The organism is Micromonospora sp. AP08, assembly GCF_008085935.1.
GTDB classification, from domain to species: Bacteria; Actinomycetota; Actinomycetes; order Mycobacteriales; family Micromonosporaceae; genus Micromonospora; species Micromonospora chersina.
Genome location: NZ_VSEZ01000002.1, coordinates 554,950 through 573,189 on the forward strand (window position 1 = coordinate 554,950; position 18,240 = coordinate 573,189).

The following is an 18,240-nucleotide window of genomic DNA, read 5'->3' on the forward strand; positions in this document are numbered from 1 at the left end:
CGCACCGCGACTACTCGGTGCCGTCCGCCGGCAGCCGCTCCGGCAGCCCGAGCCGCGGGAACTGGTCGTCGTGGAAGATGACGATCTCGGTGATCTTCCCGCCGGTGACGCGCAGGACGTCGATCGTCAGCGGCAGGTACGCGCCCTCCCGCTTCCGCCAGTGGTAGAAGGCGACGGCGGGCTGCCGGTTCACCGAGGTGGGGACAGCGCGCAGACCCGTCATGCCCTCGAAGCCGTCCTCGACCCAGTCGTTCACCACCGCGTCGCGGCCGACGTGCAGGCCCGGCGTGGGCGGCATCGAGCACCGGACGTCGTCGCGGAGCATCGAGGCGAGCGCCGGGATGTCCGTGGCGACGCTGGCCTCGGTGAAGCGGCGCACCAGCTCCCGGGTCCCGGCGTCCTCGTCGCCACCGGTCCAGTCCTGCCGCTCGGCGGGCAGGTGCTCCCGCATGCCGGCGCGGGCCCGCTGCAACGCGCTGTTCACGGAGTTGACGGAGTCCCCGAGCAGCTCCGCGACGTCCTTCGCCGGCCAGCCGAGCACGTCCCGCAGGATCAGCACGGCCCGCGGGCGCGGCGCGAGGTGCTGGACCGCGACCACGTACGCCAGTTCGATCGTCTCCCGCGCGACGGCGAGGGTCTCCGGCGCGTCCGCGTCGCCCGCGGGCAGCTCGTCGAGCAGCCGGTCCGGGTAGGGCTGCAACCACCGCACCTCGCCTCCGGTCGCCGGTTCCGGCCGGCACTTGGCGAGCAGGTCCAGGCAGGCGTTGGTGGCGATCCGGTACAGCCAGGCCCGGAACGTCGATCGCCCCTGGAAGGTCTCCCGCCGCCGCCAGGCACGCAGGAACGTCTCCTGCACGGTGTCCTCGGCGTCCTCGAACGACCCGAGCATCCGGTAGCAGTGCACGTGCAGCTCCCGCCGGTGCCGCTCCACCAGCCCGGCGAACGCCGGCTCGTCGACCTCGCCCAGTCCGCTCACACTCAGCTCCTTCAGCCGCGTGTCCACCCTCATCGCGCCATCCTTCCGCGTCGTCATGTCCCGTCCTACGTATGACGGGTACGGGCGCGACAACTCATCACCAGGGGACGGGAGGCGTCCGCGCACTACTCGTTGACGAGTTGCTCCCGGATGTCCGCGTCTCGGCCGCATGAGCGGATGCTCGGCCTTGTACCTCAGGAGAGAAGCTCTGAGCCTGGACTGTCGGGTTTCCGGCAGCAGCCTTCGGAACGCCTGACGCGCTGCATGAATTGGACGATGAACCGGCAACGCGCTCGCGGTAATGAACAGACGGCGGCGTCCGAGCAGGGGCTTCTCGTCCTGGCCGGTCGCCGGACGGGCTTGCCCCCGACGGAGGCTCTTACCACCTTTCGAGAGCTTGTTTCGGCTGACATGGAATGGGCGGATTCGCGAAAGGCACGCTTCCGTCGACGTTCCACGTGGTCCAAAGGGCTGTCGCTTGGGCTGACTGCCTTGTCGACGGTGGTCCTGGGGATCCCGCAGATCCCGTTCAACGCAGCGATCGCATTACCGATGGTCGCCACGGTAACGCTGCTGGGATCACTCGAACTGTTCCATAACTGGCGATCCCGGTGGATCTTGATGGAAGAGACGCGCTACCGCCTGAATCGCCTGCGCGACGAGATCGACTACCTCCTTGTAACCGATCCGTCGGAACAGGTCGCGCGCGAGCGCCTGGATGGGTTCTTCACCGATCAGCAACAGATCTGGGCGGACGTTAGTCGGCAGTGGGTCGAGTTCAGACGGCAGGGCGACGCTCAGCAGCCCGGCACCCCGATCTCCGCCCCAGGAGTTGAAGAGGCTGGCGACGTCGCAGGGCGAAACCTACTCCGCAGCAGATGAGTTCAACGAGGCTGGAGCAGACCGCGTTCGGCCATGAAGGCGCGCAGCGTCTCGGCGTCCTCCGCGGACATCAGGTGGCGTGGGATCACGGTCGCCGGCATCCGGCCGACGTACAGGATCCAGAAGCCCGGGGTGTCCTTCACCTGGGCGACCCCGTCCCAGGCGATGCCGCCGGACTCCGAGCCGCTGCGCATCATGATGTTCTGGTCGGTGATGTCGTAGGCGCCCTCGACGGCGTAGCTGCCGGAGCGCCGCCGGGCGCGCCACCGCACCCAGGGGGCGTACAGCATCGACAGCAGCCCGGCTACGACCAGCGCCACGGACAGCGGCACGATCCGGTCCCCCCGCGCGATCGCCCGCGAGACGGCGAGACCGATCAGCCCGACCGCCGCCAGCACCGCCCCGATGTAGCCGTACCTGCGCAGCCGGACGCTGCTGAGCGCGGCGGCCACGCGGCCGGGATAGGTGGGATCGGCGGGGACGTCGAAACGGATGTGCACGTCCGAACGATAGTGCCTCCAGACCGGACGTCCGCGTACTACTCGTTGACGAGCTGCTCCCGGAGAATGTCCGCGTGCCCGCAGTGCTGGGCCAGTTCGCGCAGCACGTGGAGATACACCCACCGCAGCGGAAGCGGGCCCCGCCGGTGCCCGCGGAGGATGTCGTCCAGACCCAGGGAGGACGTCGCACGGCGTGCTGCCTCGCAGGCTTCGCGGTGCGCGCGCTGGACGGTGGCGATCGTGTCGTCGTCATCGAGGACGAACGACTCCTCCGACGCCGCGGGGATGCCGATCTCCGCGCGCGACCGGCCCGTGACCGCTTCGTCGAACCACACCTTCTCGACGAAGGTCGCGTGCTTCACCAGACCCAGCAGCGTGGTCCGGGAGGCCACCAGCGACCGGCGCGCCTGTTCCTCGGTCAGCCCGTCCAGGCAGGCGTTGAGCGCGGCGCGATGCTCGTCGAGGAACGCCTCGAACTGGGCCTGGGCCGGCTTGGCGACGACCTCGTCGGCGAAGGTGGGCGGGAAGGAAGGCATGAGCGAAGCATTGCAGACCGTCGCCGTCGAGTGCAGGGACCGGAGTCGGGTCGGCAGATGTGGGGCTGGGAGGATCGTGGCCATGTGGTGGGAGTCGCGGTGACGGCTGCGTCGGATCGTGGAGTGGCGCCGGTGCACGGCACGTTGGCGGTGTATCCCGGGACGTTCGACCCGTTCACCCCGGGGCACCGCGACCTGGTGGCCCGTGCCCGGGTGATGTTCGACCAGGTCATCGTGTTGCTGGCGGTGAACGCCGACAAGCGACCGACCGCCGAGGCCACGACCAGGGCCGTACGCGTGCGCGACGCCATACCGGCGGCCTGGGGCAATTCGTCCACGGTCGCACGCGCGGCATGACCGCGCGGATCGCGGCATGTGAGTTAACCCAGCCGCGCAGGACGATCGATGCGTCGTCACGCTTTCGCGTTATGCAGCGAGGCCTGACGAACATGCGGCGGCAGCGCGTGCGAACTCGAATAGTCAACGCCTGTGGAGTCGGATCAGTCCTCGCGGGCGATGTCGATGCGCAGGGCGACTGGTATGCCATCGACATCCACGTCCAGATGGACAGGAAAGAAGCCGTCACCGACTGAGGTCATCGCCATCAGGATGTCCGCTCCGCCGACCTGGATCACGCCGGCCTCGTGTTCAGAGGCCCTGACCAGACCCATCACCTGCCAGTGATGCGAGTGCGGGCGGAAGTCGAACGCGAATTTCGGTCCGCCGGGCTCGTTCCTCCGCGTCTCGATGGCCAGCCCTCGCTGGTATGCCTCCGTGATGGGCAGGTCCACCCACCCGTACTCGACGTCGGCGGTGTCACCGAGCGGGGGCGCGCCGAACTCGGCAGCGACCTGTTCCTGGTCGCGACCCCAGAGGACCAGGTCGGCCAGCCCGTCCAACGGCCTGACGTGCTCCCACGAGCTCAGCGCGTCCGCGTCGGCGAAGACGAACCGCGCGTGGTCGACCCCCAGCTCCCCGAACACCCACGAGTCGGCCACCGGCGCGTCACTGAACTCGATCCGCATGGACTGCCAGCCGTACTCGCCGGGGACGGCGGTGACACGCAGCGGGCGATCAGCTGGCACCTCGATCGGCAGCACCGGAACGCCCATGACGATGAATCCGGGTTCCCGGGCGGCGACAGCGTGTCGGACGCGTTCCCGGTGCGGGACCTGCTGCTCGAACGCGAGCAGGCTTGCGCTGTGCCCATGCTCGCGGCAGTGTTCGTCGAACGTGGCGATGAACTCGGCGACGGCGTGGGCGGGGATGTCGTACAGCCGGGTTCCGGTCTGCCGGTCAAAGGAGTCCGCCGCGGCCTCGGCGTCCGGCCCCACGATCGCGAAGTCGGTCGCCGGGCGCTCCTCGTCGTCCGGCACCCGGTCACCGGACCACAGTTCGAGGTAACCACCGTCCATGATCACCAACTGCCCGGATGGACACGTCACCTCACCGAGCACCACTTCGACTGCCATGATCATGGAGTGTAGGGTCGGCAACGTCGTTCAGGTATAGACCGCCGACCAGCGGTACGTGCCTAATCTCTCCGCGGTCGGCGGGCTGGGACCGGAGAGATCTCGTTGGTTAGCCGTTGAAGTGTTCCCAGTCGAGGCGTGAGCGTAGGGGCCGCAGGGCCGAGCGTTGCCGGCTGCCGACGCTTAGCCAGATACCACTCTCGCCGTAGTCGGCGGCCATGGCGACCAGTCCGGGAGCCACCCAATGGCGCGTCGGGTCGCCAGGTACACGCATCGGCTGCAGCGGGACGGGAACCAGGTCCTCGACGAACCGGTCCAGCACCTCCGGGGTGATCGTGGCGAAGCCGCTGAACGGTGCGGTGTTCACCGCTTCATTGAGGGCGAACTGGAGCAGGAAACCGCTGAGGCGTTCCCGCTCGCGCAGCCGCTCCGGGCCGCCGTCGTACCAAACGACCGGATCGTCGTCGGTTGGGTCGATCGATGCGACCCAGACGCCCTGGTTCTCGGCCGCGAAGACCACCAGGGGCTCGTCTTCGAGGTACTCGATCTCGTCGAGCGGCTCGATGAAGTCCTGTCGGCCGAGGAGTTCCTCGCGGCCCGCGGCGATGTCGTGGAAGGCCAGCAACGGAGGCGGAAGCGTCATGGCCGCGCGTGGGGGTGGCGCTGGTGGCATCGGCACGTCGGCGTACCAACCAATCAGAAAGGACCGCAGCGCCCGGGTCAGGTCCTGAGGCACATCGTCCAGCCAGTCGATGCCGGGTACCGGCAGTGCCGGCGTCGGTAGCACCTTGTCCAGCAGGTCGGGAGGAAGCCCCTTGTCCCAGGTCAGCCTCGCGAACGTGAGGAGCCCTGTTCTCCCGGTGGACGGGTCCGTCCCGCCATAGATGCTGCAGGCTTGGTAGAGCTCACCGAGAGCCAGGCAGCCATCGACCATCCTGACAAAGCCCAGAAGTGGCTTGCCGGACTTGTTCTTCGAATCTATCCACTGAGTCGCCTCGCTGGGCAAAGGCTCCCGCAGCATCAGCGTGTTCGCGTTGTCGACAGCGTTGCCGTGAGGCCGGTCTCCGGCGTCGGCGATCACGACCAGGGCGTCGGCCCCATGCGCGAAGGTGACCCCATCACCATGCACGACCTCAGCATTCGGGCCGGCAGCTTCCACCGCCGCCCGAACCGGGACAACCGACCATCCCTCGATCATCGGGCGAGTATAGGAGCCCGAACCGAACCGCGTAGTTGACCAACGATCGGACATCTGCACATCGGCACGACCGCGCGCCCAGCGGCAGATCCGTGCGTTCAGTCGCGGACAGGGATGAGGCTGTAGACGTACATGTCTTTGCGCTCGGTCCCGACCTGCTGCCAGCTGCGCAGGAGTCCTTCGCGCTGGTAGCCGCAGGCTTCTGCGGCGCGCCACGAGCCCTCGTTCCATGGTTCGACGAACAGCTCCAGCCGCTTGACGTCGTCCAGTGAGCTAGCCCAAGTGGTGAGGGCGCTCAAAGCGGCCCGGACGTATCCGCGGCGCCGGTGCTGCGGTGCGATCCAGTAGCCCGTCGATGCGCGCCCGGTGGAGATGTGGCTGGTCCAGAGGCCGATGTTCCCCACAGCTTCGTCGGTCTCGGCGTCCGCGATGGCAAAGGAGTAGCCAGACCCTTCAGCGAGTCGTTGGTGCTGCCGTTCAAGGTAGGCAGCGATGTCCTCGTGGGCATCCGAGGGCGGCACTGACGTGATGAGGGGAATGAGAGGGTCCGACGCGACCGAGGCGACGAGCGGTGCGTCGTCCAACCGGAACGCCCGCAAGCGCGCCGGCGGCTCGTCGAGACACGGCATCTCCGTCGGCAGCATGCCCCGATTCTGGGGCTCTCCGGCAGCCCGAGCAATCGAGCTCGGCAACCTCGATTCGGCAGAAGCGGATGCGGCACGGTCTCCCCGAACGCGAGCTGCTGGTCAGGTCCTCTCGGATCATCACTCACGACGTGGCGTCCGGCCGACCGGTCCGCCCTATCCCGGCCCCCACGCCGCCCCTGTTTCCCGTGGCCGGGCCGCCCACCCGGCCGATACTCCGAGGACTGTCGTCGGTCCCGTCGGTACGGGCCGCTCCGCGCGATGGCCCGGCTGCACCTGGCCGACACCGACCCGGACCGGGTCGCCGCGCTGGGTGGGCGGCTGTCCGCCGCGTACCCGGGTCGGGTCGAGGCCGGGACGCGGCCGCGGCTGGCCGACGCCGACCTCGCGGTGAACGCGACGCCGCCGGGGCTGCGGCCCGACGACCCGCCGCCGTTCGCGGTGGCGGACCTGCCGGCGCACGCGGTCGTGGCGGACATCATCATGTCCCCGGCGGAGACCGCGCTGCTGCGCGCGGCGCGCGAACGTGGCCTCCCGGCGCGCCCTGGCGAGCCCATGCTGGCCCACCAGACCGACGCCTACCTGGACTTCTCCGGGCTCTGACCGGCAGATCGACCCGGGCCGCGGGAACCAGGCGGGCCGTGCGGACGACTACCTGTACATGGTGTGTGAGCAGTGGCGGGAGATCCTGTCGGCGCAGCTGGACGGGGAGGCGTCCCGGTCGGAGAGCGAGGCGGCCGACGCGCACCTGGCGGGCTGCGCGGGCTGCCGGGGCTGGTTCGAGGCGGCCGCCGGGGTGACCCGGCGGGCCCGTACGCAGCTCGCCCCGCAGGTGCCCGATCTCGTCGACGCCGTGCTCGCCGCCGCGCCGCCGCCCCGGCCCGGGTGGCGGGAGCGGCTGACGCTCGGGCTGCGCGGGGTGCTCGGGCTGCTCGGCGCGGTGCAGCTCGTGCTCGGCCTGGCCCAGGTCGGCCGCGAGACCGTGATCGACTACGGGCACGCCACCGGCCAGCACCTGTGGCACGAGTCGGCCGCGTGGAACGTGGCGGTGGGCGCCGGCTTCCTCTACGTGGCGCTGCGGCGCTCCGCCCCGGCCGGGCTGCTGCCGATGCTCAGCGCCTTCGTCGCCACCCTGGTGCTGCTGTCGGTGAACGACCTGATCACCGGGCAGGTGGCGGTGCAGCGGCTGGTCAGCCACGGCTTCCTGCTGGTCGGCTGGGTGGTGATGGTGCTGCTCGCCCGGCCCCGGTGGCGCCCCGGCGGCACGCCGCCCCGGCAGGGCCGCCCGGCCGGGTCGCGCTGGTCGCTGCGTACGGAGGAGCCGCCGGAGCCGGCCCCGCTGCGCCTGCTGCCGCCCGCGCCGTACGCCGCGCAGGCCCGCCACCGCCGGGCCGCCTGACGGGGCGGCCGGTCCGGGAGCGCCGTCAGACCGCGCGGCCGCCCCGGGCCGGCCGGGCGTCGCCCTGCCAGGCGGCGACCAGGTCCTCGCGGGCCCGGGCCACCCGGGAGCGGATGGTGCCGACCGGGCAGCCGCACACCTGGGCCGCCTCGGCGTAGGAGAGGCCGACCACCTGGGTGGCGACGAACGCCTCCCGTCGCTCCGGGGCGAGCCCGGCGATGAGCCCGCGCAGGGTGACCCCGTCGTCCCCGCCCGGGGTGACCGCACCGGCCGCCTCGGCCGCGGCCTGCCAGTCGGGCAGGGCGGCCACCCGGGGACGTGCCGTGGCCGCCCGGACGTGGTCCACGGCGACCCGGCGGGCGATGGTGAAGACCCAGGTGCGCGCCGCGGACCGGCCGGCGAAACCGGGCAGGCCGCGCAGCGCGCGCAGGAACGTCTCCTGGGTCAGGTCGTCGGCCTCCGCGGGGCCCGCCAGGTGCGCGAGGAAGCGCCACACCGGGCCCTGGAGGGCCCGGACGAACGCCGCGGCGGCCTGCTGGTCGCCCCGGCCGGCCCGGTGCGCCCACCGGGTCACCTGCTCGTCGTCGGCGTCGGGACTCATCCGCGACCGGTCCGCCGGTCCACCGTCGTCATGAGCGACGGTACGGGCGCGGGCCTCGCTCGGTTCATCCCTGGCGTCCTCCCTGCCACCTCGCCGCCGACCGGGCGGTCGCAGGTTGGTCGGCCGGCGGGGCCGGAAAGTTCCCGGGCCCGCTCAGGAGCTGACGGTGACCTCGACGGGCCCGACCCGCAGCACGCCGTCGGTGAGCGGGGCGCAGCGCACGCCGCCCCGGCCGCGCAGCGCCTTCCAGGTGCCGGGCGCGATGGTGACGTCCAGCCAGGCGCAGGGCGGGGCGGCCCGGTGCACCCGGAGGCTGACCGGCCCGTCACCGGAGTCCAGGGTGAGCACCCGGCCCACCAGCTCGTCCACGGCGATGCCGCTGGTCAGCACGTTGCGCCGGGCCTGGGTGAGGTCGGCCCCGGCGGGCAGCGACTCCTGCGCGATCAGGGTCACGCTCGCCTCGCGGTGCGCCGGCCGGCCGAAGTAGCGGTCACCGACGATGCCCAGCCCGGCCCGGATCCGGACCTCCTCCACCAGCTCGCCGGGCGGCGCCGGGGCCGGGCCGTCCGCCGGCCGGCCCACGTAGCGGTGCACCGGCGAGGCGAGCAACTGGACGATCTCGGGCATGCGCCGATTGTAGACACGGACGTACCGCCACCAACCCGGACGATAGCCGCCCTCACGTGTCCACGCTGGGTGGAGGGCGTTGTACCGGGTGTGACGGCGAGACGGTCCACCCCGGTCGGGCGTCACCCCGAGCTGGGACGGCAGATTGCATGGGCGCGGCGCGAGAACGAACGCCGGCGGCGCGCGTACGAGACGGCGGCCCGGGACTGGCGCCGCCGCGACCAGCACCTGGAACGGCTGCGGATCGAGGCGACCGGGTTCCACGGGTGCGCCCTGCCCGGCACCGAGCTGCCGGTGCGGCTCGACGACGGCGAGGTGGTCTACCGGATCCTGCCGGTCGCGGAGCTGGTCGAGGCGGAGGCCCGGCACCTGCCCGGGCTCCCCGCGCCCGACCCGACGCTGACCGCGGAGCTGCTCGACCCCGCCGACGGCCCGCTCCCGGCCGGGCTGCGGGTGGTCGACACGGGCGCCGCCGTGGTGACCGACCGGCGGACCGCCTTCGCCGGGCGGGCCGTCCGGCGCGAGTGGGCCCACGCTGACCTGCTCGGGCCGGGGCACCACCCCGACGCGCCGGTCACCCTGCTGCACCCCGGGGACGGCGGGCGCCCGGCCGGGCTGCGCGTGCCGGTGAACGCGGCGGCGAACTTCCGCTTCTACCTCACCCTGGCGTACGCCACCGCCACGGAGACCCGCGACGGCGTCGCCGCCCGGCTCGACGCGCTGCTGGCCGACCACCGCGCGGCCCGACCGCGGCCACCGCGGCCACTCGGTGTGGCGGACGCCCCGGTGGCACGGCGGCGTCCGGAGCGCCTGGCCGCGGCCGGGGCCGTGGCGATCGCCGTGCTGCTCGGGGTGACGGCCGCGGGCACCTGGCCGGCCACGGCAGGTCCGGCGCACCGTGCGGGGCCGGCCACGGGCAGCGCCACCGCCGCTCCGGACGGCGGCCTCGCGCCGGATCCGCTCCCCGCCCCGGCGGGCGGTGGCGACGGCGGGCCGGCCCCGTCGCCGGCCGGCGAACCCACCCCGCTTCCCCACCCGGCCGGAGGGCCCACGCGACCAACCGTGACGCAGACCCCGGCCGGGGCGGGCACGACGCAGGTCGTGCTCCCGGCGCCGTCCCGCGCCACGACGCCCGCGCCGGCGGCGCCGTCGACGACCCCGCCGGCGGTAAGCCCCACCGGTAGCCCGTCCCCCACGGTGAGTCCGACCGGAAGCCCCACCGGGACGACCGGCTCGCCGTCACCGACGGGCTGCCGGCCACCGGTGGACCCGCCGCAGTGCCGCGGCGGTTGAGCCGGGGCCGGCCCGGCCCTCAGGCGGTCTGTGGGGTGAGCAGGTAGTCCTCGGCCTCCGCGCTCCACCGCAGCTCCACCGCGCCGCTCGTGGCGGCGGCCTTGCAGAACTGGAGGAAGCTGCGGTAGCCGAGCTTCTTCTCGCTGAAGTCGGGCCGCGCCCGGCGGAGCTGGTCCTTCAACCCGGACAGCGCCGCCGCGCCGCCCTCGCCGGCCAGGTCCACCACCACGGACCGCAGCAGCGCGAAGGCCACCTCGCGGTCGCCCCGCTCGGGCAGCGACACCTCCGGGTCGCCCTTGGCGGGCCCGGCGGCGAGCTCGATGACGTTGTGCCCGGCCAGGTGACGCAGCAGCTCCCCGAAGGTACGGAAGCCGTAGTCGGACTCGCTGAACGTCGGGTCCTTGCGGAGCAGCGTGCGCTTCAGGCTGGACGCGGTCACCTCGCCGCCTGAGCTGCCCTGCATGCCGGCCACGGTCTGGGCCACCAGCACGGAAAGGGTGTCGACGTCCCGCGCCGGCTCCTCGGCGGCCGGGGCGGCCTCGACTGCTGGCTCGGCCGGACGCTCGGCCGGACGCTCGGCCGGCGGCGGCGCCCCGGTCGCCGCCGGACGGGCCGCACGGCCTCGGCGGCCGGCCGCCGGCGGCACCTCGACCCCTTCGAGGCGGTCGTAGAAGAGGAACTCGTCGCAGGCCGGCGGGAGCAGCGCCGAGGTGGAGTTCTCCACGCCGACCCCGATGACGCGCTTGTTCAGTTCCCGGAGCTTGTGCACCAGCGGGGTGAAGTCGCTGTCCCCGGTGCCGATCACGAACGTCGAGATGTACCCGCGCTCGAAGGCCAGTTCCACGGCGTCGACGGCCATCTTGATGTCGGCGGCGTTCTTCCGCGAGGCGCCCATCCGCTGGGGGATCTCGATGAGCTCGACGTGCGACCGGGTGAGCATCCGCCGGTCCTCGTCGAAGTAGGACCAGTCGGCGTACGCCCGGCGCACCACCACGCGGCCGCGCTCGGCGAGGGCGTCGGCGATGGGACGGAGGTCGAACGCGCGGCCGCCGTGATGGTCCCGTACCCCCAGCGCCAGGTTCTCGTAGTCGAGGAACAGCGCGATCCGGTCTTCCTGATCCACCCGGTCAGCCTAGCCGGGCACCCGGGCCCGCCCGCTCACCGCCGCGGCCGGTCGCGGTAGAGGGTGTCGCGGCGGGCCGCGTACTGGATGGCGTAGCTGGCGATGAGCAGCAGCAGGGCCAGCACGACCTCGACGCCGGCGACCGCGCCGTTGGCGACGGTGAGGGCGAGCAGCAGCAGAATCAGGCCGACCACGGCGAGCAGGCCGGCCAGGAGCAGGCGGTTGCGCCGCGCCCTCGACCGGTCCTGACCGCCAGCAGCCACCGCTCCGCCTCTCACCCGGCTCCCCCGGCCAGCCTAGGCGCTGCCCGGGGGCGTCCTCCCGCAATTCGTCGAAGGCGACGAGGTCAGCGGGCCGCCCGCCCGTACCGCGCGAGAACGGCGGCGCCCGCCTGCTCCGCCGACCGGCACTCCAGGTACGCGGGCGGACCGCCGGCGGGGAAGAGCCGCCGGCCGGTGCGGAGGATGGTGGGGAAGGTCAGCAGGCGGTACTCGTCGACCAGGTCCTCGGCCATCAGCGCGTGGACGACGCTCAGGCTGCCGGTCACGATGACGTCGCGACGCTCGCCGCGCACCGCGTCGAGGAGGTCGCCGTCGACGACACGGGAGTTCCCCCACGCCGAGACGTCGGTCAGCGTGCGGGTGGCGACCAGCTTGGGCACGGCGTTCATCCGCCGCGAGAACGGGTCGTCGCGGCCGGGCCAGAGCCGGGAGAACAGCTCCCAGGTGGCACGCCCCAGCAGCATGACTCCGTCGTCGAGCAGGGCGCCGAGGCGGAACTTGTCCCCCGCGACGGTCTCCGGGCCGTGGCGGAAGGCCCAGCCGCCGGTGGGCGTGCCACCGGACCCGTCCGGGTCGGACACGATCCCGTCGAGGGTGACGAACTGGATGACGGTGACACTCACGATGATGTCCCTTCGGTAGGTGCTCACCCGTACGTACCGGCGGCACCGCCCGGACTCATCGCGCCGGCGGAAGATCATCGGAGAAGATCTGCGGAGGCAGGTCGAAGGCCGCGAACACGCCCGGATCGGCGAACACCACGTTGTGCGCGACCCGGCCGCCGGTGACCGTGAGGACCTGCAGCGTGTGCAGCCGGTGCGGCCCACCGGGCTGCGGCGCGTACGCGGCGAGCGCGGGTTGCCCGTTGGCGCGCAGGGGCGCCATCCGCCAGCCCGTCCCGCGCATGTGGAAGACCCGATCCAGGAACAGGCCGTAGTCGCGGGTGCCGCGGTACCAGAGCGGGACCGGCGGCATCTCCAGGACCGCCTGGTCGGTGAGCAGCCGCACGAGCGCGGGAACGTCCGCGGCCTCGAAGGCGTGCACGTACCGCTGGATCACGGCACGCACCCGCGGATCGTCCGGCTCGGTGACCGCGCCGGCGTCACCCACGTCCGCGAGCGCGACGCGGGCGCGTTGCAGCGCGCTGTTGACCGCCGGAACCGTGGTGCCGAGCTGCGCGGCGACCTCGGCGGCGCTGAACTCCAGCACCTCCCGCAGCAGGAGCACGGCCCGCTGGCGGGCCGGCAGCGCCTGCATGGCCGCCACCAGCGCGAGCCGCAGGTCGGAGCGCAGGTCGGGGTCGATCCGGGCGTCGGGAAAGGGTTGTAGCCACGGGATGTCCAGCGCCGGGGTGAGGGGCGCCTCCGGGTCGGCGCTCGGCGCGCCCAGCCCCGACGGCAGTGGTCGTCGCGCCCGCCCCTCCAGCGCGGTCAGGCACGCGTTCGTGGCGATCCGGTAGAGCCAGGTCCGCACCGACGCGCGTGTGGGGTCGTACCGGTCGCGGGCCCGCCACGCGCGCAGCATCGTCTCCTGGACCAGATCCTCGGCCTCGTGGAACGAACCCAGCATCCGGTAGCAGTACGCCAGCAGCTCACCCCGGTGAGGCTCGAAGTCCACGCGCCCATCCTGGCGTACGCGGCGGCCGCGCCCCGGCCCGGGCAGACGGGCACGCGACCGTCAGGCCGGCACGTCCTGCCACAGCTCGTTGAAGGCGATGCTGTCGAAGAAGGCGGTCCCCTCGACCACCTTGCCGTCGCGCATCGTCAGGAACCAGGCGACCGTGTCGGTGTACGTGGTGCCGATCGTCGTGGTGCCGGCCCCGTTCCACGCGACGATCACGGTCCCGGTGGTGCGGTCCTCGTAGATGCCCCGGATCCGCACGGGCCGGAACGGGTCCTCCGCCGTGAAGCGCGCGCCGAACGGCTTCAGGGCCTCCTCGACGAACTGCCGGGCGGGCTGGTACAACCCGGCCGCCACCGAGCGACCGATGATCTCCCACCGCAGGTCCTCGGCGAAGATGTCGGTGATGCTGCCGGTGCCGGCGGACCAGGCGGCGAAGGCGTCCGCGACGATCTCCCGGTTGGCGGTCATCGGCGGCTCCCGTTCGTCTCCCGGGGCGGGCACCCGGACGCCGGCGCCCCTGCGCCCATCCTGCGCCGCGGCGTCCGCGGGCGGGGGTCGTTCCGCCGCACCGCCTACCCTGAGCGCGTGGATCGGTGTGACGAGTGCCTGTTCGTCTATTCCGCGCTCGGCAGCGGCGAGCTGCCGCAGCGCCTGCGCGACGTGGCCGCGCACTATCCGGCGGCCCTGCGCGGGGTGCCGGACCCGCGCCGGCGACCGACCCCGGAGGTGTGGTCGCCGCTGGAGTACGCCTGCCACGTCCGGGACGTGTTCCGCGTCCAGGCTGAGCGGCTGGCGCTGGCGCTGCGGGTGGACGAGCCGGAGTTCCCGCCGATGGGCCGCGACGAGCCGGTGATCACCGAGCGGTACAACGCGCAGGACCCGGAGGTGGTCCTCGCCGACCTGGCCACGGCCGCCGACGCGTTCGCGGCCCGCTTCGGGGCGCTCGGCGAGGTGGAGCTGGCCCGCACCGGCGTCTACCCGTGGCCCCAGCGGGAGGCGCGGACGCTGCGCTGGCTCGGGCGGCACACGGTCCACGAGGCCGAGCACCACCTGCTCGACATCCGCCGTGCCGGCGGGGCCGGAACGGCCGGCGGGGCCTGACGCCCGTAGGCGTCAGGCCCCGCGACGGCGAGCCTGCCCGGGTCGGGCCGCCGGGACGGTGCCCGGCGGACCGACCCGCCGGTCAGTGGATCGGGACCGGGGTGGGACGCTGACCCTCCCCCGCCTCGCCGTCGAGCAGGTGCGACGGCTCGCGCCGGCGCGGCAGGAGCGCGGCCGGGATGAACGTGAGCAGCACCAGACCGAAGCCCACCCAGAAGGTGGTCCCGAAGGAGCTGGCCGCGAAGTCGAGCCCGCGCTCGATCAGCGACGGCGGCACCGGGAACTGCTGAAGCAGCTCCGGCCGCAGCTGCGACGTGATGGCCAGGCTGGCCTCGGTGACCGGCTTCCCGCTCGGGTCGGTCGCGCCGGGGATCACCTCGGAGCCGTTCAGCCGGCTGGTGAGGATCACCGACATCACCGCGGCGCCGACCGAGCCGCCGATCTGCTGGAGGATGTTGACCAGCGTCGAGCCGCGGGCCACCTCGGCGGCGTGCAGCGTCTTCAGCGCCGAGGTCATGATCGGCATCATGGTGCCGCCCATGCCGAGGCCCATCACGAACAGGGAGCCGCAGAGCAGCCAGTAGGACGTGTGCGGGTCGACCTGCGTGAAGGTGAAGAAGCCGGCGGCGATGAGCACCAGCGCGAACGGCACCGTCCGGCCGACCGGCACCTTGTCGGCGAGCATGCCGGCGATCGGCATGGTCAGCATCGCGCCGATGCCCTGCGGCGCCATGAGCAGGCCGGCGGTGAGCGTCGACTCCCCGCGGATCTGCAGGAAGTAGCTCGGGAACAGCAGGCCCGCGCCCATGAACGCGATGATGAAGACGAACAGGGTCGCCGCGGCGATGGTCAGGTTGCGGTTGCGGAACAGCCGCAGGTCGAGCAGCGGGTGCTTGGGCCGGAACGAGTAGAACACGAACGCCACCACGAGCACGGCGCCGACCAGCATGGGCAGCCAGACGCTGTTGTCGCGGATGGTGCCGGCCTCCGGCAGCGAGGAGACGCCGTAGAGGAAGAGCGCCAGGCCGGGCGAGAGCATCAGCATGCCGAGGAAGTCGAACGACTCCGACGGCTCCGGGTTGTCCTTCGGCAGGGCCAGCTGCGCGTAGACCAGGGCGATCAGGCCGATCGGCAGGTTGATCAGGAAGATCCAGTGCCAGCTGGCGGTGTCGATGAGCCACCCGCCGAGGATCGGGCCACCGATCGGGCCGAGCAGCATCGGGATGCCGAGGACGGCCATCAGCCGGCCGATCCGGTGCGGGCCGGCCGCCCGGGTCATGATCGTCATGCCGAGCGGCATGAGCATGCCGCCGCCGAGGCCCTGGAGCACGCGGTAGCCGATGAGCTCACCGATCGAGTCGGCGGTGGCGCACAGCCCGGAGCCGATCGTGAACAGCGCCAGCGCCACCATGTAGAGGCGCTTGGTGCCGAACCGGTCGGCGGCCCACCCGCTGAGCGGGATCACCGTGGCCAGCGCGAGGGTGTAGCCGGTCATCGTCCACGCCACCCGGGCGTACGAGGCGTCGAACTCGTCCTGGAACGTCGGCAGCGCCACGCTGACGACCGTCACGTCGAGGATCGACATGATCGCACCGAGCACGACGACGCCGGCCACCTTGAGCACCGCGGCGTCGAGTTTGTTCGATGTCGCGACAGGTTGCTGGGTCACAAACAGTCTCCTGGTTCAGGTCCGGTCGGGGGCGCTGGCGGCGCCGCGCGCCCCTGGGGCCGTGGGGTGACGTGCGGTGGGGCGGCGTCCGGCAGGAAGCGTAGTCACGGGCTGCGACAACGCGCGGCCGGTTTACCGGGATCACCCGCGCCGCTGACCGCGCTCAGGCGGTGGCGCGGTGGTCGCGCGGATTGACGCCACGCACCCGCTTGAAGGCCGCGCTGAGCGCGAATGGGCTGGTGTAGCCGACTCTGCGGGCGACCGCGGTGAGAGTCAGTTCGGTGTCGCGGAGCAGGTCGGCGGCGAGCGCGAGGCGCCAGTTGGTGACGAAGGTCATGGGCGGCTCGCCGACCAGTTCGGTGAACCGGCGGGCGAACGCGGCCCGCGAGGCGCCGGTCGCGGCGGCCAGGTCGGCCACCGTCCAGGCCCGGGCCGGATCGTGCTGCACGAGCCGGACCGCGTGGCCGACCACCGGGTCGGCGTAGGCCCGGTACCAGCCGGGTGGCTGCGCGCCGGGTCGGGCCAGCCAGGTGCGCAGCACGCCGATGACGAGCAGGTCGAGCAGGCGGTCCAGCACCGCCTCCTGCCCGGGGCCGTCCCGGTCCAGCTCGGCGGCGAGCAGCGCGACAACCGGCAGCTCGCCGGCGGCGGCGGTCAGCAGCACGAGGGGCGGGAGGGCCGCGAGGAGGCCGCCGCCCACCGCGCCGCTGCTGGCGTACGTGCCGGTGAGCAGGGCGGTCGCGCCGTCCGGCCCGGTGCCCCAGGTACGCAGGCCCAGCGCCATGGTCTCGGTCAGCTCCTGCCCGCCGAGGGTGGTGCAGCGCTGCCCGGGGTGGATCACCACCTGCGGTGGAGTGTCCGGGTGGTCGGCCACCGTGTACGGGTCGGGCCCGCGCAGCACGGCCACGTCCCCGGGCTGGAGCAGCGCCGGCGCGCCGCCGTCGGGCGCCACCCACGCGCTGCCCCGGACCACCGTGGTGACGCTCAGCGGGGCGGCGTCGCGGACCCGGATCGACCAGGGCGGGTCCATCACGGTGCGGAGCAGGAAGGCGTCCCGGGCGCGCAGCCCGCGGAGCACGTCGGCGAGGACGTCCACGCGGTGAGCATAGACGCTCGCGTATGGTTTCGGGCGTTCCGGCCATGGAGCGTCCAGCCGGCCCGGTGTCCAATGGACGTCATGATCGCATCGAACGTCCGGGTCGGCGTGCTGCTGCTGGCCACGGTGACCACGGGGTTGACGGCGGGGCTCTTCGCGGCCTTCGCGTACGCGGTGATGCCGGGCCTGGCCCGGGTGGACGACCGGGCGTTCGTGGCCGGCATGCGGTCGATCAACCAGGCCATCCTCAACGGCTGGTTCGCGCTCTGCTTCGGCGGCGCGCTGGTCTGCACCCTCGCGGCGGTCCTGCTGCACCTGCCCGCCGGGCGGCGCGGGCCGCTGTCCTGGCTGATCGCCGCCCTGGCGCTCTACGTGCTGGTGCTCGCGGTGACCGTGGCGGTGAACGTGCCGCTCAACGACCGGCTCGAGGCGGGCGCCGCCCGGCTGGCCGACCCGGCGGAGCTGCGCGCGGCGTTCGAGGGCGCGTGGGTGCGGTGGAACGTGGTCCGGGCGGTGTTGAACACGGCGGCCCTCGGCTGCCTCGGGTGGGCGCTGCTGGTGGCCCGGTCGCTGCCCGACTGACCGCCGCCCCCCTCAGGGCAGTCTCGCCAGCAACGCCACCTCTGCGGTACGCGACCGTTCGATTCGCCCGGCGAGGTCGCGTACCCGGGCGCTGGTGCCGGCCTGGACCTGGGCGCGGGCCAGGTCCGCCGCGGTCCGCTGGTGCGCGGCGAGCACGTCGGCCAGGACCCGATCGACCTGGTTGGCCGGGGCGGCCCGCAGCCGGGCCAGCCCGGTGGCGGCGTCGCTGTGCCTGGAGTGGTCGTGCCGCTCGGCGGCCGCCACCGCGGACGGGCCGGCGTCGCGCAGCCAGCCGCGCATGGTGGCGAGTTCGTCGGTCTCGGTGGCCCGGATGGCGGCGATCAACGTGCGGAGCTCCGGGTCGGTGCCGCGGTCGAGCCCGACCTGCACGAGTTCCAGGGTCTGCTCGGTGTGCGCCACCATCATGGCCAGGAAGAGCGCGTCGATGCCGCTGGTCGCGGTCTCGACGGCGGGCCCGGGGCGGGTGGCGGCGGTCGGCGCCGGCGGGCCGGCGCACCCGGCCGCGGTGAGCAGCGCGGCCAGCAGGACGGCGGTGAGCGGGCGGCGCATGCGGTTCTCCGATCGGGGGTACGGCGGGTGCCGGGTGCGGCGCACGCCGAGCGTGGCCGCACCCGTC

The 18,240-nt window shown here is 73.0% G+C and carries 23 protein-coding genes; 7 read left to right on the plus strand and 16 right to left on the minus strand.

All coding sequences use genetic code 11. The features are described from left to right. Nucleotides 1–10: 10 nt before the first annotated feature. On the minus strand, nt 11–1,009 hold the full coding sequence (locus FXF50_RS05750) for an RNA polymerase subunit sigma-70 (protein WP_148426147.1): 999 nt from the start codon (nt 1,007–1,009) through the stop codon (nt 11–13). Nucleotides 1,010–1,252: 243 nt separating this feature from the next. On the opposite strand from FXF50_RS05750, the gene FXF50_RS05755 reads away from it, so the two are divergent. Beyond that, complete coding sequence (locus FXF50_RS05755) at nt 1,253–1,858, plus strand: SLATT domain-containing protein (protein WP_148426148.1); 606 nt, start codon at nt 1,253–1,255, stop codon at nt 1,856–1,858. Between the two features lie 2 nt (nt 1,859–1,860). On the opposite strand, the gene FXF50_RS05760 is transcribed toward FXF50_RS05755, so the two are convergent. Continuing rightward, on the minus strand, nt 1,861–2,358 hold the full coding sequence (locus FXF50_RS05760; RefSeq protein ID WP_148426149.1) for a YcxB family protein: 498 nt from the start codon (nt 2,356–2,358) through the stop codon (nt 1,861–1,863). 38 nt (nt 2,359–2,396) lie between these two features. Continuing rightward, entirely contained in the window at nt 2,397–2,894 is a 498-nt protein-coding gene (locus FXF50_RS05765) for a DinB family protein (RefSeq protein ID WP_148426150.1), read from the minus strand. Nucleotides 2,895–2,951: 57 nt separating this feature from the next. Between FXF50_RS05765 and FXF50_RS05770 the strand changes: the two genes are divergently transcribed. Further along, complete coding sequence (locus FXF50_RS05770) at nt 2,952–3,251, plus strand: adenylyltransferase/cytidyltransferase family protein (RefSeq protein WP_255509909.1); 300 nt, start codon at nt 2,952–2,954, stop codon at nt 3,249–3,251. 143 nt (nt 3,252–3,394) lie between these two features. On the opposite strand, the gene FXF50_RS05775 is transcribed toward FXF50_RS05770, so the two are convergent. The 3 genes from FXF50_RS05775 to FXF50_RS05785 form a co-directional block, all read right to left on the minus strand. Beyond that, nucleotides 3,395–4,372, minus strand: coding sequence for a hypothetical protein (locus tag FXF50_RS05775; RefSeq protein ID WP_255509910.1), 978 nt, complete (start codon nt 4,370–4,372; stop codon nt 3,395–3,397). Between the two features lie 103 nt (nt 4,373–4,475). Continuing rightward, nucleotides 4,476–5,564 carry a hypothetical protein gene (locus FXF50_RS05780; protein WP_148426151.1) on the minus strand — a complete coding sequence of 363 codons (1,089 nt, stop codon included), beginning with the start codon at nt 5,562–5,564 and terminating at the stop codon, nt 4,476–4,478. A gap of 98 nt (nt 5,565–5,662) precedes the next feature. Then, entirely contained in the window at nt 5,663–6,208 is a 546-nt protein-coding gene (locus FXF50_RS05785; RefSeq protein ID WP_148426152.1) for a GNAT family N-acetyltransferase, read from the minus strand. 261 nt (nt 6,209–6,469) lie between these two features. Between FXF50_RS05785 and FXF50_RS05790 the strand changes: the two genes are divergently transcribed. Together FXF50_RS05790 and FXF50_RS05795 are read left to right on the plus strand one after the other, a co-directional pair. After that, a complete protein-coding gene (locus FXF50_RS05790; RefSeq protein WP_187399544.1) occupies nt 6,470–6,811 on the plus strand; it encodes a hypothetical protein in 342 nt (113 codons plus the stop codon). A 58-nt stretch (nt 6,812–6,869) separates the two neighbouring features. Beyond that, nucleotides 6,870–7,607 carry a zf-HC2 domain-containing protein gene (locus tag FXF50_RS05795; protein ID WP_148426153.1) on the plus strand — a complete coding sequence of 246 codons (738 nt, stop codon included), beginning with the start codon at nt 6,870–6,872 and terminating at the stop codon, nt 7,605–7,607. Nucleotides 7,608–7,632: 25 nt separating this feature from the next. Here FXF50_RS05795 and FXF50_RS05800 read toward each other — a convergent pair whose 3' ends face one another. Then, the gene (locus FXF50_RS05800; protein ID WP_148426154.1) at nt 7,633–8,208 is read right to left on the minus strand and encodes a sigma-70 family RNA polymerase sigma factor; all 576 of its coding nucleotides are present in this window, start codon (nt 8,206–8,208) and stop codon (nt 7,633–7,635) included. 153 nt (nt 8,209–8,361) lie between these two features. Beyond that, a complete protein-coding gene (locus tag FXF50_RS05805; RefSeq protein ID WP_148426155.1) occupies nt 8,362–8,835 on the minus strand; it encodes a molybdenum cofactor biosysynthesis protein in 474 nt (157 codons plus the stop codon). 90 nt (nt 8,836–8,925) lie between these two features. Here FXF50_RS05805 and FXF50_RS05810 point away from each other — a divergent pair, with 90 nt between their 5' ends. After that, entirely contained in the window at nt 8,926–10,128 is a 1,203-nt protein-coding gene (locus FXF50_RS05810) for a hypothetical protein (RefSeq protein WP_148426156.1), read from the plus strand. A gap of 19 nt (nt 10,129–10,147) precedes the next feature. Here the strand turns inward: FXF50_RS05810 and FXF50_RS05815 are convergent, their stop codons facing one another. The 5 genes from FXF50_RS05815 to FXF50_RS29200 all read right to left on the minus strand — a co-directional run bounded on the left by FXF50_RS05815 (nt 10,148) and on the right by FXF50_RS29200 (nt 13,623). After that, nucleotides 10,148–11,251 (minus strand): PIN domain-containing protein, encoded by a 1,104-nt coding sequence (locus FXF50_RS05815; protein ID WP_148426157.1) that lies wholly within the window; start codon nt 11,249–11,251, stop codon nt 10,148–10,150. 35 nt (nt 11,252–11,286) lie between these two features. Beyond that, nucleotides 11,287–11,514, minus strand: coding sequence for a hypothetical protein (locus FXF50_RS05820; protein ID WP_148426158.1), 228 nt, complete (start codon nt 11,512–11,514; stop codon nt 11,287–11,289). Between the two features lie 83 nt (nt 11,515–11,597). Beyond that, on the minus strand, nt 11,598–12,155 hold the full coding sequence (locus FXF50_RS05825; RefSeq protein WP_148426159.1) for a dihydrofolate reductase family protein: 558 nt from the start codon (nt 12,153–12,155) through the stop codon (nt 11,598–11,600). A gap of 55 nt (nt 12,156–12,210) precedes the next feature. Next, entirely contained in the window at nt 12,211–13,149 is a 939-nt protein-coding gene (locus FXF50_RS05830; RefSeq protein ID WP_148426160.1) for a sigma-70 family RNA polymerase sigma factor, read from the minus strand. 60 nt (nt 13,150–13,209) lie between these two features. Then, nucleotides 13,210–13,623, minus strand: coding sequence for a nuclear transport factor 2 family protein (locus tag FXF50_RS29200; protein WP_187399545.1), 414 nt, complete (start codon nt 13,621–13,623; stop codon nt 13,210–13,212). 117 nt (nt 13,624–13,740) lie between these two features. On the opposite strand from FXF50_RS29200, the gene FXF50_RS29205 reads away from it, so the two are divergent. Beyond that, nucleotides 13,741–14,256, plus strand: coding sequence for a DinB family protein (locus tag FXF50_RS29205; protein ID WP_187399546.1), 516 nt, complete (start codon nt 13,741–13,743; stop codon nt 14,254–14,256). 82 nt (nt 14,257–14,338) lie between these two features. On the opposite strand, the gene FXF50_RS05840 is transcribed toward FXF50_RS29205, so the two are convergent. Both FXF50_RS05840 and FXF50_RS05845 read right to left on the minus strand, forming a co-directional pair. Further along, entirely contained in the window at nt 14,339–15,925 is a 1,587-nt protein-coding gene (locus tag FXF50_RS05840) for a DHA2 family efflux MFS transporter permease subunit (RefSeq protein ID WP_148426162.1), read from the minus strand. A 163-nt stretch (nt 15,926–16,088) separates the two neighbouring features. Next, nucleotides 16,089–17,021 carry an AraC family transcriptional regulator gene (locus FXF50_RS05845; protein ID WP_148426163.1) on the minus strand — a complete coding sequence of 311 codons (933 nt, stop codon included), beginning with the start codon at nt 17,019–17,021 and terminating at the stop codon, nt 16,089–16,091. Between the two features lie 81 nt (nt 17,022–17,102). Here FXF50_RS05845 and FXF50_RS05850 point away from each other — a divergent pair, with 81 nt between their 5' ends. Further along, on the plus strand, nt 17,103–17,603 hold the full coding sequence (locus FXF50_RS05850; protein ID WP_148426164.1) for a DUF1772 domain-containing protein: 501 nt from the start codon (nt 17,103–17,105) through the stop codon (nt 17,601–17,603). A gap of 12 nt (nt 17,604–17,615) precedes the next feature. Here the strand turns inward: FXF50_RS05850 and FXF50_RS05855 are convergent, their stop codons facing one another. After that, nucleotides 17,616–18,173: a DUF305 domain-containing protein gene (locus FXF50_RS05855; protein WP_148426165.1), complete on the minus strand. Its 558-nt coding sequence runs from the start codon at nt 18,171–18,173 to the stop codon at nt 17,616–17,618. Nucleotides 18,174–18,240: the final 67 nt, after the last annotated feature.

Bases quoted from the DNA above. Each gene is read 5' to 3' on its own strand.
- FXF50_RS05855 (WP_148426165.1), bottom strand. From the start codon at position 18,173: ATGCGCCGCCCGCTCACCGCCGTCCTGCTGGCCGCGCTGCTCACCGCG.
- FXF50_RS05770 (WP_255509909.1), top strand. From the start codon at position 2,952: ATGTGGGGCTGGGAGGATCGTGGCCATGTGGTGGGAGTCGCGGTGACG.
- FXF50_RS05800 (WP_148426154.1), bottom strand. From the start codon at position 8,208: ATGAGTCCCGACGCCGACGACGAGCAGGTGACCCGGTGGGCGCACCGG.
- FXF50_RS29200 (WP_187399545.1), bottom strand. From the start codon at position 13,623: ATGACCGCCAACCGGGAGATCGTCGCGGACGCCTTCGCCGCCTGGTCC.
- FXF50_RS05795 (WP_148426153.1), top strand. From the start codon at position 6,870: ATGGTGTGTGAGCAGTGGCGGGAGATCCTGTCGGCGCAGCTGGACGGG.
- FXF50_RS05785 (WP_148426152.1), bottom strand. From the start codon at position 6,208: ATGCTGCCGACGGAGATGCCGTGTCTCGACGAGCCGCCGGCGCGCTTG.
- FXF50_RS05790 (WP_187399544.1), top strand. From the start codon at position 6,470: ATGGCCCGGCTGCACCTGGCCGACACCGACCCGGACCGGGTCGCCGCG.
- FXF50_RS05755 (WP_148426148.1), top strand. From the start codon at position 1,253: ATGAACCGGCAACGCGCTCGCGGTAATGAACAGACGGCGGCGTCCGAG.
- FXF50_RS05765 (WP_148426150.1), bottom strand. From the start codon at position 2,894: ATGCCTTCCTTCCCGCCCACCTTCGCCGACGAGGTCGTCGCCAAGCCG.
- FXF50_RS05775 (WP_255509910.1), bottom strand. From the start codon at position 4,372: ATGATCATGGCAGTCGAAGTGGTGCTCGGTGAGGTGACGTGTCCATCC.
- FXF50_RS05780 (WP_148426151.1), bottom strand. From the start codon at position 5,564: ATGATCGAGGGATGGTCGGTTGTCCCGGTTCGGGCGGCGGTGGAAGCT.
- FXF50_RS05805 (WP_148426155.1), bottom strand. From the start codon at position 8,835: ATGCCCGAGATCGTCCAGTTGCTCGCCTCGCCGGTGCACCGCTACGTG.
- FXF50_RS05850 (WP_148426164.1), top strand. From the start codon at position 17,103: ATGATCGCATCGAACGTCCGGGTCGGCGTGCTGCTGCTGGCCACGGTG.
- FXF50_RS05750 (WP_148426147.1), bottom strand. From the start codon at position 1,009: ATGAGGGTGGACACGCGGCTGAAGGAGCTGAGTGTGAGCGGACTGGGC.